At 75.0% G+C, this 17,324-nt stretch carries 12 protein-coding genes; 7 read left to right on the top strand and 5 right to left on the bottom strand.

Annotation, left to right across the window (positions count from 1 at the left end; translation table 11 throughout):
* On the bottom strand, positions 1-618 hold the full coding sequence (pgsA, locus tag IEZ10_RS21190) for a phosphatidylinositol phosphate synthase (RefSeq protein ID WP_189248225.1): 618 nt from the start codon (positions 616-618) through the stop codon (positions 1-3).
* A 196-nt stretch (positions 619-814) separates the two neighbouring features.
* Here pgsA and IEZ10_RS21185 point away from each other — a divergent pair, with 196 nt between their 5' ends.
* The 3 genes from IEZ10_RS21185 to IEZ10_RS21175 all read left to right on the top strand — a co-directional run bounded on the left by IEZ10_RS21185 (position 815) and on the right by IEZ10_RS21175 (position 7,033).
* Positions 815-2,947, top strand: coding sequence for an elongation factor G-like protein EF-G2 (locus tag IEZ10_RS21185; protein ID WP_189248224.1), 2,133 nt, complete (start codon positions 815-817; stop codon positions 2,945-2,947).
* A gap of 234 nt (positions 2,948-3,181) precedes the next feature.
* Positions 3,182-4,813, top strand: a complete 1,632-nt coding sequence (locus IEZ10_RS21180) for a glycoside hydrolase family 10-like protein (RefSeq protein ID WP_189248223.1) — start codon at positions 3,182-3,184, stop codon at positions 4,811-4,813.
* A 96-nt stretch (positions 4,814-4,909) separates the two neighbouring features.
* Positions 4,910-7,033 (top strand): hypothetical protein, encoded by a 2,124-nt coding sequence (locus IEZ10_RS21175; protein WP_189248222.1) that lies wholly within the window; start codon positions 4,910-4,912, stop codon positions 7,031-7,033.
* Here IEZ10_RS21175 and IEZ10_RS21170 read toward each other — a convergent pair.
* The gene (locus IEZ10_RS21170) at positions 6,976-7,527 is read right to left on the bottom strand and encodes an HIT family protein (RefSeq protein ID WP_229811480.1); all 552 of its coding nucleotides are present in this window, start codon (positions 7,525-7,527) and stop codon (positions 6,976-6,978) included. The genes IEZ10_RS21175 and IEZ10_RS21170 overlap by 58 nt on opposite strands.
* Before the next feature lie 176 nt (positions 7,528-7,703).
* Positions 7,704-9,677, bottom strand: coding sequence for a threonine--tRNA ligase (thrS, locus tag IEZ10_RS21165; protein WP_189248221.1), 1,974 nt, complete (start codon positions 9,675-9,677; stop codon positions 7,704-7,706).
* Positions 9,678-9,933: 256 nt separating this feature from the next.
* On the opposite strand from thrS, the gene dapD reads away from it, so the two are divergent.
* Positions 9,934-10,911: a 2,3,4,5-tetrahydropyridine-2,6-dicarboxylate N-succinyltransferase gene (dapD, locus tag IEZ10_RS21160; protein WP_189248220.1), complete on the top strand. Its 978-nt coding sequence runs from the start codon at positions 9,934-9,936 to the stop codon at positions 10,909-10,911.
* A gap of 5 nt (positions 10,912-10,916) precedes the next feature.
* Positions 10,917-11,510 (top strand): phosphatase PAP2 family protein, encoded by a 594-nt coding sequence (locus IEZ10_RS21155; protein ID WP_229811479.1) that lies wholly within the window; start codon positions 10,917-10,919, stop codon positions 11,508-11,510.
* A 129-nt stretch (positions 11,511-11,639) separates the two neighbouring features.
* On the opposite strand, the gene IEZ10_RS21150 is transcribed toward IEZ10_RS21155, so the two are convergent.
* Positions 11,640-12,269, bottom strand: coding sequence for a response regulator (locus tag IEZ10_RS21150; protein WP_189248219.1), 630 nt, complete (start codon positions 12,267-12,269; stop codon positions 11,640-11,642).
* Positions 12,270-12,441: 172 nt separating this feature from the next.
* The gene (locus IEZ10_RS21145; RefSeq protein WP_229811478.1) at positions 12,442-13,773 is read right to left on the bottom strand and encodes a sensor histidine kinase; all 1,332 of its coding nucleotides are present in this window, start codon (positions 13,771-13,773) and stop codon (positions 12,442-12,444) included.
* 108 nt (positions 13,774-13,881) lie between these two features.
* Between IEZ10_RS21145 and IEZ10_RS21140 the strand changes: the two genes are divergently transcribed.
* Both IEZ10_RS21140 and IEZ10_RS21135 read left to right on the top strand, forming a co-directional pair.
* A complete protein-coding gene (locus IEZ10_RS21140) occupies positions 13,882-14,706 on the top strand; it encodes an ABC transporter ATP-binding protein (protein ID WP_189248218.1) in 825 nt (274 codons plus the stop codon).
* Complete coding sequence (locus tag IEZ10_RS21135; RefSeq protein WP_189248217.1) at positions 14,700-17,213, top strand: FtsX family ABC transporter permease; 2,514 nt, start codon at positions 14,700-14,702, stop codon at positions 17,211-17,213. The genes IEZ10_RS21140 and IEZ10_RS21135 overlap by 7 nt, the downstream gene beginning before the upstream one ends.
* The last annotated feature ends 111 nt before the right edge of the window (positions 17,214-17,324 follow it).

Genomic DNA, 17,324 nt, shown 5'->3' with positions numbered 1-17,324 from the left:
TCAGCGGAGGGGGCGTGGGGAGGTGGAGACGGCCTGGCGGCGGACGTGGAGCAGGCGCTGGACGACGGTGAACGCGCTGGCGGCGGCGAGCAGCCACAGTCCCGCCGCCAGGATGTACGGCACGCCGAGGCCGCCGAGCCCGGCCGAGACCAGGACCATGACCAGGCGCTCGGGCCGTTCGGCGAGCCCGACGTCGCACGACAGGCCCAGGCCCTCGGCCCGGGCCTTGACGTAGGAGACGACGGCCCCGGCGACGAGGCAGAACAGGGCGACCCCGGCCAGCGTCCGCTGGCCGCTCACCACGAACCACATCACCAGCCCGGAGAAGATCCCGGCGTCGCCCACGCGGTCGAGGGTGGAGTCGAGGAAGGCCCCCCAGACGCTCCCCGGGCCCGTCATCCGGGCCATGACCCCGTCGAGAAGATCTGCCAGGACGAAAAACGTGATCACGAGCGAGCCGGGGAACAACTCACCCCGGGGATAGAAGAAGAGTGCTGCGGCGACCGTGCCGAGCGTTCCGGCGGCAGTGACCATGTCGGGGCTGATCCCACGGCGGATGAGGGCTCTGCCCAGGGGGGTCAGCACGCGGGTCACGACGGGGCGCAGAAGTTTCAGCATCGCGGTCCGATCGTAGGCCACACCGCCTTGGGGCGCGCATCCAACGCTCCGCAAGCGGATCGGCGCGGAGCTCTTGTGATATTCGCCACATGGGTATTTGGTGAACACACCGCGTCCTTGCGGTGTACGGACGCGGCGGCGGACGGGGTGTGGCCGCGCCTGGCCGCGCCCCTTCGGCAACGACGCGGGAGGCGACGTGGCAGATAAGGCTGGAGGCGGAGCAGCGGGAGCCGCGGGCAGGGCACCCGAGGCCGACCGTCCCGACATGGTGCGCAATGTCGCGCTGGTCGGCCATTCCGGATCGGGCAAGACGACCCTGGTGGAGGCGCTGCTCACGGCGACCGGCACCGTACAGCGGGCCGGCCGGGTCGAGGACGGCACCACGGTCAGCGACTTCGACGAGGTCGAGGTCCGCCAGCAGCGCTCGGTGAACCTCGCCGTGGCGCCGCTGGTGCACAACGGCATAAAGATCAACCTGCTGGACACCCCCGGCTACGCCGACTTCGTCGGCGACCTGCGCGCCGGGCTGCGCGCCGCCGACGCGGCGCTGTTCGTGGTCTCGGCGGCGGAGAGCATGGACGGCCTGACCCGCATGATCTGGGACGAGTGCGCCGCGGTCGGCATGCCCAGGGCCGTGGTGATCACGAAGAACGACCACCAGCGGGCCGACTTCGAGGAGGTCCTGGCCACCTGCCAGGAGGCGTTCGGCGAGGGCGTGGCGCCGCTGTACCTGCCGGTGGTCACCAACGGCCGCCTGAACGGCCTGATCGGCCTGATCACCCAGAGGTTCTGCAACTACGCCACCGGCTCCCGGACCGAGAACGCCCCCGGCCCCGACTACCAGGAGCGGATCGAGCAGCACCGCGGCCCGCTGATCGAGGGGATCATCCAGGAGAGCGAGGACGAGTCCCTGATGGACCGCTACCTCTCCGGCGAGGAGATCGACCCCAAGGTCCTCATCGAGGACCTGGAGAAGGCGGTCGCGCGCGGTGGTTTCTACCCCGTGCTGGCCACCGGTGGCGGCGTGGGCGCCAAGGAGGTGCTCGACCTCATCGTGCAGGGCTTCCCCTCCCCGCTGGAGCACCCGCTGCCGGAGATCACCTCGGTGGACGGCAGGCCGGTCCCCGGCGTCTCCTGCGACCCCGAGGGGCCGCTGGTGGCCGAGGTCGTCAAGACCACCAGTGACCCCTACGTGGGCCGGATCAGCCTGGTGCGGGTGTTCTCCGGGACGCTGCGGCCCGACATGGCCGTGCACGTCTCCGGGCACGGCCTGGGCGACCGGGGCCACGAGGACCACGACGTGGACGAGCGGATCGGCGCGCTGTCGTCGCCGCTGGGCAAGCAGCAGCGCACGGTGGGCAGGTGCGTGGCCGGCGACATCGTCGCGGTGGCCAAGCTGTCGCGGGCCGAGACCGGCGACACCCTCTCCGACAAGGAGCGGCCGCTGCTGATGCGGTCCTGGACGATGCCCGACCCGCTGCTGCCGGTGGCGATCCAGCCGAGGTCGAAGGCCGACGACGACAAGCTCGGCCAGGCGCTGCAGCGGCTGGTCGCCGAGGACCCGACGCTCCGGCTGGAGAACAACGCCGAGACCCGCCAGCTCGTGCTGTGGTGCATGGGCGAGGCCCACGCCGACGTGCTGCTGGACCGGCTGAGCCGGCGGCACGGCGTCGAGGTGGAGAAGGTGGACCTGCGGGTGCCGCTGCGGGAGACCTTCGGCGGCAGGTGCCAGGCGATGGGCCGCAACGTCAAGCAGACCGGCGGCCACGGGCAGTTCGCCATCTGCCACCTGGAGGTCGAGCCGCTGCCCTCCGGTGGCGGGTTCGAGTTCGTTGACAAGATCGTCGGCGGTGTGGTGCCGCGCCAGTTCATCCCGTCGGTGGAGAAGGGCGTGCGCACGCAGATGCAGCGCGGCGTGGTGGCCGGCTACCCCATGGTGGACGTGCGGGTCACGCTCTACGACGGCAAGGCGCACCCGGTCGACTCCTCCGACATGGCGTTCCAGATCGCCGGGGCGCTGGCCCTGAAGGAGGCGGCGGCCAAGGTGCCGACCCTGCTGCTGGAGCCGGTCGACGAGGTGTCGGTGCTGGTCGCCGACGACTACGTCGGCGCGGTGATGTCCGACCTGTCGTCGCGCCGGGGCCGGGTGCTGGGCACCGAGCCGGTCGGCGTCGGGCGCACGCTGGTCCGCGCCGAGATCCCCGAGCTGGAGATCACCCGCTACGCCATCGACCTGCGGTCGATGTCCCACGGCACCGGTACGTTCCAGCGGTCGTTCCTGCGTTACGAGCCGCTTCCGCCGCACCTGGTGGAGAAGGTCGCCGGCTGACCACGGACCGGAAACGCACCGGGGACGGACCGGAAGCCGCCGACCGGCCTCAGGTCCGGGAACGCCGGCCGCCGACCGGCCGCGGACCCGGGATCGCCGGCCGCCGACCGGGGGGAGGCGCGGGCCGCACGTCCACGCCTCTCCCAAGACTCGGGCAAGCATCACACCGGCATCACGAAACGATTTCTTTTATCGGGCCAAAGCAGATCGTTCGCGGTGTCAGACTGAGGAACCATGCGAACCGGACGCCCTTTGCTCGCCGCAGCCGCCCTCGCCGTCGCCGCCAACGGCGCCGCCTATGCGTTCGGCCCCGACGCGCCGGCCGCCAGGCCCCCCGCCCTGAAGCGGGCCGCCGACGGCGGGAAGGCCACCTCGGGGACCGGCGCCAAGACCGGCTCCGAGACAGCGGGGAGCAGCGGCGCCGGGGGCTCCACGGCGGCCTGCACCCCCGACCCGGAGCACCCCAAGCGGGAGCTGCGCGGCGTGTGGATCGCCACGGTGGACAACCTCGACTGGCCGTCACGGGCCGGCCTGCCCGTGGCCCGGCAGCAGGCGGAGTACACCAGGATCCTCGACGAGGCCGTCAAGCGCCGGCTCAACGCGGTGTTCGTCCAGATCCGGCCCGCCTCCGACGCCCTCTACAGGTCCAGCCTGGAGCCCTGGTCGAAATACCTCACCGGCAAGGCCGGCAAGGACCCCGGCTGGGACCCGCTGACCTTCCTGACCGCCGAGGCCCACCGGCGGGGGCTGGAGTTCCACGCCTGGCTCAACCCCTACCGCGCCTCCTTCGAGGGCGGGGCGAACCGGCTGCCGGCGAACCACCCGGCCCGGCTGCACCCCGACTGGACCATCCCCTACGAGGGCCGCCTGTACTACGACCCGGGGCTCCCCCAGGTGCGCGACCACGTCACCGCCGTCGTCAAGGACGTGGTGTCGCGCTACGACGTGGACGGGGTCCACTTCGACGACTACTTCTACCCCTACCCCGGCGCGGGCGGGCGCTTCGGCGACCAGGCGTCCCACCGGAAGTACGGCAAGGGCCAGAACCTGGCCGAGTGGCGCCGCGCCAACGTCGACAAGCTGATCGCGCAGGTCGACAAGACCGTCCACGAGACGAAGAGCTACGTGAAGTTCGGCGTCAGCCCGTTCGGGATCTGGCGCAACAAGGCCCAGGACCGCACCGGGTCGGCCACCTCCGGCATGTCCGCCTACGACTCGATCTACGCCGACGCCCGCCACTGGATCCGCAAGGGCACGGTCGACTACGTCATCCCCCAGCTGTACTGGCCGCGCGGCTTCCAGGCCGCCGACTACGACGCGCTGGCGCCGTGGTGGGCGAACGAGGTCAAGGGCACCGGGGTGCACCTGTACATCGGCATGGCGCTCTACCAGGTCGGCACCGGCGGCGCCTGGCGGAGCCCCGGCGAGCTGGCCTCGCAGCTGGCCGTCAACCGTGAGCACGACCAGATCCGCGGCGAGGTGTACTTCAGCGCCAAGCAGCTTCTCAGCAACCCGCTGGGCGCGCTGAACCGGATCTCGAAGAGCTACTACGACCGCCCGGCGCTGCTCCCCCTGATGAAGGACCTCGGCGGCCGGGCCCCCGCCCAGCCCAGCGGCCTGGGAATCCAGGGAAGGTCGCTGAGCTGGAACTCCTCGGCCGGGGCCCGCACCTACGCCGTCTACCGGATCCCGTCCGGCAAGGTCGGCGAGTGCGCCACCGCCGACGCCCGCCACCTGGTCGCGGTCGTGCCGGCCGGCGGCGGCCCGCGCCAGGCGTTCACCGCGCCCGGCGGCGGCGCCTACCTCGTCACCGCCGTGGACCGCCTCGGCCACGAGAGCGACCCCGCCCGGGTCACCACGCCCTGATCCCGGGGCCGCGACCCGCCGTCACGCCGGTGGGTGGACCGGCACCATGATCTTCCCCTACGGTTCCAGCGTTGCCCGCCGCATGGGAGGTCGTCGGTGAAGCGGACGCTCGTCGCGTTTGCGATGTTGGTGAGCGCGCTGTGGCCGGGAACGGCGCAGGCGGCCCAGCCCGCCGGGCGGGTGGCGCTGATCGGCGTCCCCGGCCTGCAGTGGAGCGACCTCGGGCCGGACGCCACCCCGAACCTGTGGCGGCTGGCCGGCCAGAGCGCGGTCGGCTCGCTGTCGGTCCGCACCGTCGGCAAGGTGACCTGCCCCTACGACGGGTGGCTGACCGTGTCGGCCGGGGTCCGGTCGGCGGTCGGCTACGGATGCGGGCTGCCGCCCACGCCCGAGCCCTCCGGCGCCGGCGCGGTCGTCCCCGGCTACGACTACCTGTTCCGGGTCGCCCGGCAGCGGAACTCCGGCGCGCTCGGCGAGGCCGTCCACGCCGCCGGCGCGTGCACGCTCGCCGTCGGGCCGGGCGCGGCGCTGGCCCTGGCCGACCGGCGGGGCGCGGTCGACGTCTACGCCCCCTCCCCCGCGAACCTGCCGGACCTGCCCGCGGACGCCTTCACCCGGTGCCCGGTGGCCGCCGTGGCCGTGGACGACCTGATCCGCCCCTACCTGGCCGGCGACCGGCTGCCCGGCGCCGAGGACGCGCTCGGCCCGGACCGGCGGGCGCGGGCGCTGCGGGACGCCGACGCCGCGGTCGGCGCGGTGCTGGCCGCGCTGCCGCCGGACACCCGGGTGCTGCTGGCCGGCCTGTCCGACCACGGGGACATCCCGCACCTGCGGGTGGCCATGATGCGCGGCGCGGACGTCGCGGGCCGCTTCCTCGGGGCGGCCTCCACCCATCGCGAGGACGTCACGATCCTCCCCGACGTCACCGCCACGGTCCTCACCGCGGCGGGCGTCCCCGTCCCGGACACGGTGATCGGCGTGCCCTGGCGGGCCGGCGGCCGTACCGGCGGGGTCGGGGCGGCGCGGGACGAGCTGGCCGGCGCCGACCGGGCCGGCCAGACGATCAGGAACATGAGCGGGGTGTTCTTCACCTCCGTCGCCGTGCTGCAGGTGGCCTTCTACCTGGTGGCGTTCCTGCTGATGCGCCGCAGGCGCGGGACGGGGGCGATCCGGGTGGCCGCCCTGGCGCTGGCCGCGCTGCCCGTGTCGACGTACCTCGTCAACCTGCTGCCCTGGCGGCACGCCGGGGCGCCGGCGCTCGCGCTGACCGGCGGGATCGCCGCGATCGCGGCGGCGCTGGCCGCGGTGGCGCTGGCCGGTCCGTGGCGGCGCGACCCGCTCGGGCCGCTGGCCGTCGTCGCCGGGGTCACCGCCGCGGTGCTCGCCGGCGACCTGCTCACCGGCACCCCGCTGCAGCTGAACAGCGTGATGGGCTACACCGCGGTGGTCGGCGCCCGCTACTACGGCCTGGGCAACATCCCGTTCGCGCTCTTCGCCACCTCGGTGCTGCTGCTGGCCACCGCGCTCGCCCACCGGCTCGCCGCGCACGGCCGGCGGACGGCCGCGGTCGCCGCCGTGGCGGTCCCGGGCTGCGCGGCGATGATCCTGGGCGGCTGGCCGGGGGTGGGCAGCGACTTCGGCGGGGTGATCGCCTTCGTGCCGGGCATCGCGGTCGCCTCCCTGCTGCTGGCCGGCCGGAGGGTGTCGATCGTCAAGCTGGGCTCGTTCTGCGTGGCCGGCGGCGTCACCGTGATGGCCATCGCCTTCCTCGACCACCTGCGCCCGCCCGGGTCGCAGACGCACCTGGGGAGGTTCGTCGGCCAGGTGATCACCGGCGAGGCGCTGGAGGTGATCGGCCGCAAGCTCGGCGCGATGCTGAACACCCTGCTCAGCCCCAACCTGATGCCGATCGTGCTGGCCGCGGCGGCGTTCCTGGTCTACGGGCTGCTGCGGCCGGGGACGGCGAGCGCCGGGGTGCTGCCGGCGGCGTTCGCCCATTCCCCCGCGCTGAAGGCCGGCCTGATCGGCACCCTCGTCAGCGGGGTGGTGGGCATGCTGGTCAACGACTCGGGCGCGGCCGTGCTGTCCATGGCGCTCGCCCTGGGGCTGCCGCTGGTGCTGTCGGCGGGCGTCCAGGCGCTGCGGGACGGCGCGGCACCCGCCTACGCGGAGGCGGGCCAGCAGCCCGCGAGGAGCTCGCGGGTGTCGCGCAGGAGCTGAGGCAGCACCCTGGTGTGGCCGACCACCGGCATGAAGTTGGTGTCGCCGCCCCAGCGGGGCACCACGTGCTGGTGCAGGTGCGCGGCGATGCCCGCGCCGGCCACCGCGCCGAGGTTCATGCCGACGTTGAAGCCCTGCGCGCCGCTGGCCTTGCGCAGGGCGGTCAGCGCGCGCTTGGTGAAGTCGGCGAGCTCGGCGGTCTCCCCGGCGTCGAGGTCGGCGTAGTCGGACACGTGCCGGTAGGGACAGACCATCATGTGTCCGGAGTTGTACGGGTAGAGGTTGAGCACCGCGAAGACCGACGTGCCGCGGGCGACGACCAGGCCGTCCTCGTCGCTCATCCGGGGGATGTCGCAGAACGGGCAGCCGTCGTCGGGCCCCGCGCCGGTCGGCTTGTTGGCGCCCTTGATGTAGGCCATCCGGTGCGGAGTCCACAGCCTCTCGAACGCGTCCGGCGTGCCTGCCCCGTGCTGCGCCTGCGGCTCTTCGCTCATGGCGTTCAGCATATTGCCCCGCGACCTTCGGCGGACCGGCGCCTCCCGGCCGCGGCGGGCCTCCGGAGCGGGGACGGCGGGCGCGCGTTTCCCGGTCGCGCCGGCCGTACGCCCGCCGGGACGCGTGCCGGCCGCGGCGGATGCCCGCCGCGGCCGGAAACGGGTCAGATGGGACGTCAGACCTGGACGCGGCGCTCGATCGCGTCGACGATCTCGTCGATGGCCTGGTCGATCGGGACGCCGTTCTTCTGCTCGCCGTTGCGGAACCGGAAGGAGACCGCGCCGGCCGCGATGTCGTCGTCGCCGGCCAGCAGCATGAACGGCACCTTCGACTTCTGGGCGTTGCGGATCTTCTTCTGCATCCGGTCGTCGGAGGCGTCCACCTCGATGCGGACGCCCCGCTCGCGGGCCTTCTTGGCGACGTCCTGCAGGTAGGGCGCGTGGGCCTCGGCGATCGGGATGCCGACGACCTGCACCGGGGCCAGCCAGGCGGGGAAGGCGCCGGCGTAGTGCTCGACCAGCACGCCGAAGAACCGCTCGATCGAGCCGAACAGCGCCCGGTGGATCATGACGGGCCGCTTGCGGGTGCCGTCGGCCGCCTGGTACTCCAGCCCGAACCGCTCCGGCAGGTTGAAGTCGAGCTGGATGGTCGACATCTGCCAGGAGCGGCCGATCGCGTCACGCGCCTGCACGGAGATCTTGGGACCGTAGAAGGCGGCGCCGCCCGGGTCGAGGACCAGCTCCAGCTTCTCCGCCTCGGCGACCTCGCGCAGCGTCGCGGTCGCCTCCTCCCACACCTCGTCGGAGCCGACGAACTTCTCCGGGTCCTTGGTGGACAGCTCCAGGTAGAAGTCCTCCAGGCCGTAGTCGCGCAGCAGGTCGAGCACGAAGCGCAGCAGCGAGGTCAGCTCGTCGCGCATCTGCTCGCGGGTGCAGTAGATGTGCGCGTCGTCCTGCGTCATGCCGCGCACCCGGGTCAGGCCGTGGATGACGCCGGACTTCTCGTAGCGGTAGACGGTGCCGAACTCGAACAGCCGCAGCGGCAGCTCGCGGTAGGACCGCCCGCGCGCACCGAAGATCAGGTTGTGCATCGGGCAGTTCATCGGCTTGAGGTAGTACTCCGCGCCCTCCAGCTCCATGGGCGGGAACATGCCGTCGCGGTACCAGTCGAGGTGGCCGGAGACCTCGTACAGGTGGCCCTTGGTGATGTGCGGGGTGTTGACGAAGGAGTAACCCGCCTCCTCGTGCCGCTTGCGGGAGTAGTCCTCCATGACGCGGCGGATCACGCCGCCCTTGGGGTGGAAGACCGGCAGGCCCGAGCCCAGCTCGTCGGGGAAGGAGAACAGGTCGAGCTCGGCGCCCAGCTTGCGGTGGTCGCGCTTCTCGGCCTCCTCCAGCAGGTGGAGGTACTCGTCCTGCTTCTCGCGCGACTCCCAGGCGGTGCCGTAGATCCGCTGGAGCTGCGGGTTCTTCTCGCTGCCCCGCCAGTAGGCGCCGCCGGAGCGCATGAGCTTGAAGGCCGGGATGGACCGGGTGGTCGGCACGTGCGGGCCGCGGCACAGGTCCTTCCAGCACAGCTTCCCGGTCTTGGGGTCGTGGTTGTCGTAGATCGTCAGCTCGCCGGCGCCCACCTCGACGTTCGCGCCGTCCTCGGCGGAGGCGCCGCCCTTCAGGCCGATCAGCTCCAGCTTGTACGGCTCGGCGGCCAGCTCCTCGCGGGCCTCGTCGTCGGAGACGGGGCGGCGGGAGAAGGTCTGCCCCTGCTTGACGATCTCGCGCATGCGCTTCTCGATGCGCTTGAGGTCGTCGGGGGTGAACGGGTCCTTGACGTCGAAGTCGTAGTAGAAGCCGTTCTCGACGGGCGGGCCGATGCCGAGCTTCGCCTCGGGGAAGATCTCCTGGACGGCCTGGGCCATGACGTGGGCGGTGGAGTGGCGCACGATCGCCCGGCCGTCGGGGCTGTCGACCGCCACCGGCTCGATCACGTCGCCGTCGGCGACGCGGGCGGCGAGGTCCTTCAGCTCGCCACCGGCGCGGGCGGCGACCACCGAGCGGCCGTCGGCCTCGAGCACGTCGCCGTACGTCGTGCCCTCCGCCACCACGCGCTCGGCTCCGGCGAGGGTGACACGAAGTTCTGGCACGGCGGACACGGTTGCTCCCTGGGAGACGACGACATCGGTCTGTCCCACCGATGCTACCGGTGCCGGACGGGCGATATCCCGGGCGTCCCGGCCTCGGGGACATCGCGACCGCGCCGTGACCGTGCCGCCGCCGTGTCCGGCCTCGGCTCCCCGGTGGCGCCCGGTGTCGTCCCGATGGCGCCACGGCGGCGCACCGGCGCGCGCACCGGCGCGCCAAGATCGGCCCGGGCACGTCGCGGCGGCGGGTTTGACTACCCTTGGGAGGGTGAACGCAGCAGCCCAGACCTCCGGCGCGTACGGCGCCGGCATCGCGACCATCACCGCGGGCGGGACCGTCCTCGACACCTGGTTCCCCGCCCCCGAGCTGGGAGATCCGCCCCTCTCCGGCACCGAGCGGCTGTCGGCGGAGGAGGCCGCCGAGGCGCTCGGCCCGGACGTCGCCGCGCTGCTCGGCCCGGACGAGGCCCGCGGCGTGGAGGTGGTCGCGGTGCGAACCGGCATCGCCAAGCTGTCGGAGGCCCCGGCCGACACCCACGACGTCTACCTTCGCCTGCACCTGCTGTCGTCCCGCCTCGTCGCGCCGCACGGGCTGAACCTCGACGGCGTGTTCGGCCTGCTCGGCAACGTGGTGTGGACGAGCCAGGGCCCGTGCGCGGTGGAGGGCTTCGAGCGGACGCGGCTGCGGCTGCGCGCCCGCGGCCCGGTGGCCGTGTACGGCGTCGACAAGTTCCCGCGGATGGTCGACTACGTCGTCCCGGCCGGGGTCCGGATCGCCGACGCCGACCGTGTCCGCCTCGGCGCGCACCTGGCGTCCGGCACGACCGTGATGCACGAGGGCTTCGTCAACTACAACGCCGGCACGCTCGGCGCCTCCATGGTCGAGGGCCGCATCTCGGCGGGCGTGGTCGTGGGCGACGGTTCCGACGTCGGCGGCGGCGCCTCGATCATGGGCACCCTCTCCGGCGGCGGCAAGGAGGTCATCTCCGTCGGGCGGCGCTGCCTGCTCGGCGCCAACGCCGGCATCGGCGTCTCCCTCGGCGACGACTGCGTCGTGGAGGCGGGCCTGTACGTCACCGCCGGGACCAAGGTCGCCCTCCCGGACGGCCGGGTGGTCAAGGCCGCCGAGCTGTCGGGGGAGCCGGGACTGCTGTTCCGCCGCAACTCCACCTCCGGTGCCGTCGAGGTCGTCCCCCGGCGGGGCACCGGCATCGAGCTCAACAGCGCGCTGCACGCCAACGACTGACGGCGGTGACGCCGGACAGGGCCACCGCGGCGGCGCGGTGGATCACCGGGCTGTTCGCGCCGCAGGTGCTGGTCATCGCGCTCCCGCCGGTCGTCGGTCTGCTCGCCGGCGGCCCGTCCGCCGCCGCCTGGGGGCTGGTCGCCTCGGCGCTGTGCGGGGGCGTCCCGGCGGGGGTGATCTACGCGGGGGTCCGGTCGGGGCGGCTGGACTCCCACCACCTGGTCGATCGGGCCCGCCGTACGGGGCCGCTGCTGGTGGCGGTCGCCGCGGTGCTGGCGGCGCTGGTGCTGCTGGCGGGCCTGGGGGCGCCCCGGCTGCTGGTGGCCACGGTGACCGCGATGCTGGCCGCGCTGGCGGTGACGGTCCCGGTCACGCTGCGGTGGAAGATCTCCTTCCACGCGGCCGTGTCGGCGGGCACCGTGGTGGTGCTGGCCCACGTGCTGCCCGCTATGCCGACGCTCGTGGCCGGCGCGCCGGTCACCGCGGTGGTCTGCTGGGCGCGGGTACGGCTGGCCCACCACACCCCGGCCCAGGTCGCCGCCGGGGTCCTGGCGGGGGTGGGCTCGGCCTGGCCGACGCTGAGCGCCTTCGGAGTGTGACGGGCCCGGTCCCGGTCCGGCGGAGCGGAACCGGGACCGGGATCGGGCCGGGATCGGACCGGACTGGGCCGGACCAGGCCGGGATCGGCCGTCCGCCGGTTCCGGCGGCTGGGACGCCCCGGCCGCCCCTCAGCCCCGGAGGTAGGCGAGGACGGCGAGGACCCGGCGGTGGTCGTCCCCGGCCGGGGGGAGGTCGAGCTTGGCGAAGATGTTCGCGATGTGCTTGGCCACCGCCGCCTCGGTGACCACCAGGGACCGGGCGACGGCGGCGTTGGAGCGGCCCTCCGCGATCAGGGCCAGCACCTCGCGCTCGCGCGGGGTGAGCCGGAGCAGCGGGTCGCGGCGGTGCGCCAGCAACTGCCTGACCACCTCGGGGTCGACGACGGTGCCGCCCGCGGCGACCCCCTCCACGGCGTCGGCGAACTCCCGGACGTGCCCGATCCGGTCCTTGAGCAGGTAGCCGACCCCGGGACCCATGATCTCGGCGACATACGCCTGCTGGACGTACTGGCTGAGGATCAGCACCGGCAGGCCGGGCCGTACGGCGCGCAGGGCGAAGGCGGCGCGCAGGCCCTCGTCGGTGAAGCCGGGCGGCATCCGCACGTCGGTCACCACGATGTCGGGTTCGTGCTCGGTGACGGCGGCGGTGAGCGCCGGGGCGTCCCCGACGGCCGCGGCCACGGTGTGGCCGAACCGCTCCAGCAGTCCGGCCAGCCCCTCCCGGAGCAGGACCGAGTCCTCGGCCAGGACTACGCGCACGACGCCTCCTTCCGGGATCGGCGGGCCCGCGGGCGGACGGCCGGCGGCATGGGATCTCCGCCCGCGGCGGTTCGGCGGGGGCGCGGGCGGTCCTCCCGGCGGGCGGTCAGGGGCACGGGATCTCCACTCGCGGCGGTTCGGCGGGGGCGCGGGCGATCTTCCCGGCGGGCGGTCAGGGGCACGGGATCTCCACTCGCAGCAGGGTAGGGCCTCCGGCCGGGCTGGACAGCGACATCACGCCGCCGACCACGGCGAGCCGGTCGGCGAGCCCCGCCAGCCCGGTGCCGGCGGACGGGTCCGCCCCGCCGCAGCCGTCGTCGCGCACCTCCAGCACGAGTATCCCGCCGGACCGCGGGTCCTCGCGGACGAGGCGGCCCCGGACCAGGCAGCGGCTCGCCCCGCTGTGCCGGGCGACGTTGGTCAGCGCCTCACTGACCGTGAAGTACGCGGTGATCTCGACCGCCGGCGGTGGCCGCCGGGGCAGCACGACGTCCGTCTCGACCGGGACGGGTGAGCGCCCGGCGAGGTCGAGCACCGCGTCCGGCAGGCCGAGGTCGGTGAGGACGCGCGGGTGGATGCCGCGGATCAGCTCGCGCAGCTCGGCCAGGGCCAGCAGGGCGTGCTCGTGCGCCTCGGCGACCCGGTCCGCGGCGGGCGATCCGGCCGGGAGGTCGAGCCGGGCCATGCCGAGCGCGAGCGTCAGCGCGACCAGCCGCTGCTGGGCGCCGTCGTGCAGGTCCCGCTCGATCCGGCGCCGCTCGGCCTCGAAGGCGTCGGCCAGGCGGGCCCGGGAGCGGGTGATCTCGGCCAGCTCGGCGCCGGGGTCGGACAGGAGCGTCCTGACCAGGGTGGCGCGGGCGCCCGCCCAGATGGTCACCGGGTAGGCGGCCAGTGGCAGCAGCGCGACCCCGCCCAGGGACACGAGCAGGCCGAGGGCGGGGCCGAGGGGGGAGCTCGGCTGGAGCGGCGCCGACAGCAGCAGGCCCGGTATCCAGACGCCGACTCCGACGAAGCCCAGGTCGATCCACCACAGCGCGATGACCGCCAGCAGCGTGTGGCCGGCCTCGCGCCAGGTGGCCTGCTCCCCCAGCCGGGTGCGGAGCCAGGCGCGCGGGCCCGGGGCGGGGGGCGCGGCGTGCGGGTCGGCGATGGGCGCGGTCTCCACCAGCCGCAGCAGCCACCGCTCGTAGCGGCCGGCCAGCAGCGCGCCCGGCACGGCGGCGACCGTCACCGCCGCCACCGCCGCCGCGGGCCCGGCGGCGATCGCGAGCCAGACCACCAGGGCGGGGACCGCGCCGAACACCGCGCCCGACAGCAGGTACGCCAGGGACCGCCACGGCCAGGCCGTCCGCAGGAAGCCCAGGGGGTGGTCGGTGAGGGCCCGCAGCGCGGTCCGGGGCGCCTGCGGCCCGTCTCCCGGCAGGAGGATCGGGACGTCGAGGGTGTCCGGGCCGCGACCGGGAACGCCGGGCACGTCAGGGGGGCGGCCGGAGGGGTGATGCACGGTTCGACGCTACAGATTCCGGCGCGCGGCGACGGTAGTGCCAGGTGGAGTATCGCCTCTCCTGCCTCCACCAGTGCGTCGGCGGCTCCGCCGTCCTTGGCTTGGACCATGACGAGCGAGACGACGACGGACGCGACGAAGGCGTCGGAGCCCGCGGCCGAGGTGGTACGGCTGCGGTCGGTGAGCAAGGTGTACGGCGCCGCCCCCCACGCGGTGACCGCGCTGGACGACATGACGATCGGCTTCCGCGCCGGGACGTTCACGGCGGTGATGGGCCCCTCCGGCTCGGGGAAGTCCACCCTGCTGCACTGCGCCGCAGGGCTGGACCGGCCCACCCGGGGGCGGGTGGTCGTCGACGGGACCGACCTCGGCCCGCTGGACGAGACCGCGCTGACGCTGCTGCGCCGCGGGCGGGTGGGCTTCGTGTTCCAGTCGTTCAACCTGGTCCCGGCGCTCACCGCCGAGCAGAACGTGGCGCTGCCGCTGCGGCTGGCCGGGGTCCGGCCCCCGGGGGCGGAGATCCGCGCGGCGCTGGCCGAGGTGGGCCTGGCCGGGCGCGCCGGTCACCGGCCGGACGAGCTGTCCGGCGGGGAGCGGCAGCGCGTCGCCGTCGCAAGGGCGCTGGTCACCCGGCCCGCGGTGATCTTCGCCGACGAGCCCACCGGGGCGCTCGACACCCGGACCTCGCTGGAGGTGCTGGCGCTGCTCCGCGACGTGGTGGACCGGCGGGGGCAGACCGTGGTCATGGTGACCCACGACCCCGTCGCCGCCGCGCACGCCGACCGGGTGGTGCTGATGGCCGACGGCCGGATCGCCGACGAGCTGACCGCTCCGGGCGGCCGGGGAGACGTGGGCGGGGCCGGCCCGGCCGGGTCGCGCCTGCGGGCCGAGGCGATCGCCGTCCGCATGGCCGCGCTGGAGGGGTCATGCTGAGCCTGGACATGGTCCGGGGCGGCCGGGCCGGTTTCGCCGGCGCGTTCGTCGCCCTCTTCCTGGGCGTGACGCTGGTGTCGATGACGGCGCTGGTGTTCGCCTCGGCCGGTCCTCGTGTCCCCGCCCGGTACGCCGGGACGGCCGTGCTCGTGCGCGCTCCCGCGGCCGTCCAGGCCGACGGCTCCTTCCTGGCGGACCGGCCCTGGCCGCCGGAGACGGTCCGTCTGCTGACGGACCGGCTGGAGGCCGTCCCCGGGGTGGCGGCCGCCGTCCCGGACCGCTCTTTCTACGCCCAGCCCGTCACCGGCGGCCGCCCCGACCCCGCCCGGACGGAGGGGCGTCCCTGGTCGAGCGCCGCCCTCGCGCCCCACCGGCTGGTGTCCGGGTCACCGCCCGCCGGAGACCACGAGGTCGTGGTGGACCACGCCCTGGGCCTGGCGCCGGGGTCGGCGGTCACCCTGCTGACCGCCGCCGGGCCCGTGCCGTACGTCGTCTCCGGCACCGCCGACGGGCCGGACCTCTACCTCGGCGACGCCGCGGCGGCACGGCTGTCCGGCGGGGTGCGGGTGATCGGGCTGCGCACCGCGCCGGGCGCGGACCTCGCCGCGGTCGAGGCGGCGGCCCGGACGGCCGCGGGAAGCCTCGGCGAGGTGCTCTCGGGCGACGCGCGGGCGGCGCTGGAGGCGAAGGCGGACGCGCGGACCCGGTGGATCGGCACGCAGGTCCTGACGGCCGTGGCGAGCCTGTCCGGGTTCGCGGTGGTCTTCGTGGTGGCGTCGACGTTCGCGTTCGGCGTCATGCGGCGGCGGCGCGACCTCGGCCTGCTGCGCGCCGTCGGGGCCACGCCCCGGCAGGTCCGGAGGATGGTGCACGGTGAGGCCCTGACGGTCGGCGCGGTGGCCGCCCTGGCGGGCGTGGCGGCCGGCGCAGCCCTGGCGCCGGTGTTCGGCGGTCTGCTGGTGGCGGCCGGGTTCGAGCCGCCGGGCTTCTCGGTACGGATCACGCTGTGGCCGCCGGCCGCGGCGTTCGGCGGCGGGCTGGTCGTGGCCCTGCTCGGGACCTGGTCGGCGGCGCGGCGCGCGGCCCGGGTGTCCCCGCTGGAGGCGCTGCGCGAGGCCGCGGCCGACCGGCGGCCGATGACCCGCACGCGCTCGGTCCTGGGTTCGGCGCTCACCGCCGCCGGGATCGCCGTCGCGGTCGCCGTGGCCGGCACCCGGCCGGAGGAGATCGTGACCCTCTCCCTCCTCGCCGCGATGGCGCTGATCGCGGGGATCGCCCTGCTCGCGCCCGCCGTGCTGCCGCCGGTCGTGCGGGCGCTGCTGTGGCCGTCGTCCCGGACCCGTGGGGCCACCTGGACGCTGGTGCGGGAGGGTTCGCTGACCGCGATCCGCCGCACCGCGTCGACGACCGCGCCGGTCCTGATCACCGTGGGCTTCGCCGTACTGGTCACCGGCATGGTGCAGACGACGGCGGGCGCGTTCGCGCTGGGCCGGACCGCGGTCGTGCGGGCGGAGGCGGTGGTGGTGCCCGCCGACGGCGTTCCGGGCCTGTCGGACGCCGTGGTCACGGCGGTCGAGGGGACGGCGGGCCGCCCGGCAGGAGGGACGGCGGGCGGCGGCGCGAGGGGCGCGGCGGGCGGTGCCCCGCTGCCCACCACCGTCCACCCCGACGGCATGCCGCCCCAGACGGCGCTGGGGGCCGCCGCGTGGGAGACGGGCCGTTCCGGTGGCGCCCCGCGTACCGGAACGGATTCCCCGGGCGGGGCGGACCGGGCGCGGGGATCGGGTGATCTCCCGGAGGGCCGCGAGGGCTCCGGCGGCCCCGGGACCGTGGTCGTCGCCCGGCGGGTCGCGGCGGAGCGGGGCTGGCGGGCGGGCGACACGATCCGGCTGGTCTTCGAGGACGGCCGCGCCGAGTCGCTGCGGGTGGTGGCCGTGGCCGGCGACGCGCCGACGGCCTTCCTGCTGCCGCGCGACGTCGTGCGAGCGCACGACCCCTCGGCGCTGACCCCGGAGATCCTGCTCCCCGGGCCCGCCCCGGGTGCGGACCGCCTCGGGCCGCTCGGGGCCGGGGCGCTCGGCCCGGCCGCCTACGCCGCGAGCTCCCGGGACGAGGACGACCGCCTCGTGTGGCTCTTCACGCTGGTCCTGGTCGGCACGGCGGTCGGGTACACCGGCGTCGCGGTCGCCAACACGCTGTTCATGGCCGCGTCCGGCCGCGTCCGCGAGTTCCGGGTGCTGCGCGCGTCGGGGGCCACCCCCCGGCAGGTGCTGGGCGTGGTGGCCGCCGAGTCGGTGCTCGTGACGGCGATGGGAAGCCTGCTGGGCGCGGCGGTCGCGCTGCCCGCGCTGCTCGGGATCCGTTCCGGGCTGAGCCGGCAGGTCGGCGCGTCCGTCCCGCTGGTCGTCCCCTGGCCGGCCGTGCTGGGCGTGGTGGGCGCCTGCCTGGTGCTGGCCGTGGCCGCCGGGGTGCTTCCCGCCCTGGGAGCCGCCCGGCGGGCCCGCTGATCCGCCCGCCGCCCGGCGAGGGGCCGGGCGGCGGGGCGGGCTCTCTAGGGACCGGGCGGGGCCCTCAAGGATCGGGCGGACGCTCAGGGGCGGGCGGCTCCCGGGGCGGGC

The organism is Streptosporangium pseudovulgare, from assembly GCF_014648055.1.
In the GTDB taxonomy this organism is placed as follows: domain Bacteria; phylum Actinomycetota; class Actinomycetes; order Streptosporangiales; family Streptosporangiaceae; genus Streptosporangium; species Streptosporangium pseudovulgare.
The sequence above is the reverse complement of the archived record's forward strand: the minus strand, read 5'-3'. Positions and strand labels throughout refer to the sequence as shown.

Coding starts and splice junctions, on each gene's coding strand:
- IEZ10_RS21180 (WP_189248223.1), top strand. CDS start 3,182: ATGCGAACCGGACGCCCTTTGCTCGCCGCAGCCGCCCTCGCCGTCGCC.
- pgsA (WP_189248225.1), bottom strand. CDS start 618: ATGCTGAAACTTCTGCGCCCCGTCGTGACCCGCGTGCTGACCCCCCTG.
- IEZ10_RS21140 (WP_189248218.1), top strand. CDS start 13,882: ATGACGAGCGAGACGACGACGGACGCGACGAAGGCGTCGGAGCCCGCG.
- IEZ10_RS21170 (WP_229811480.1), bottom strand. CDS start 7,527: ATGAGCGAAGAGCCGCAGGCGCAGCACGGGGCAGGCACGCCGGACGCG.
- IEZ10_RS21135 (WP_189248217.1), top strand. CDS start 14,700: ATGCTGAGCCTGGACATGGTCCGGGGCGGCCGGGCCGGTTTCGCCGGC.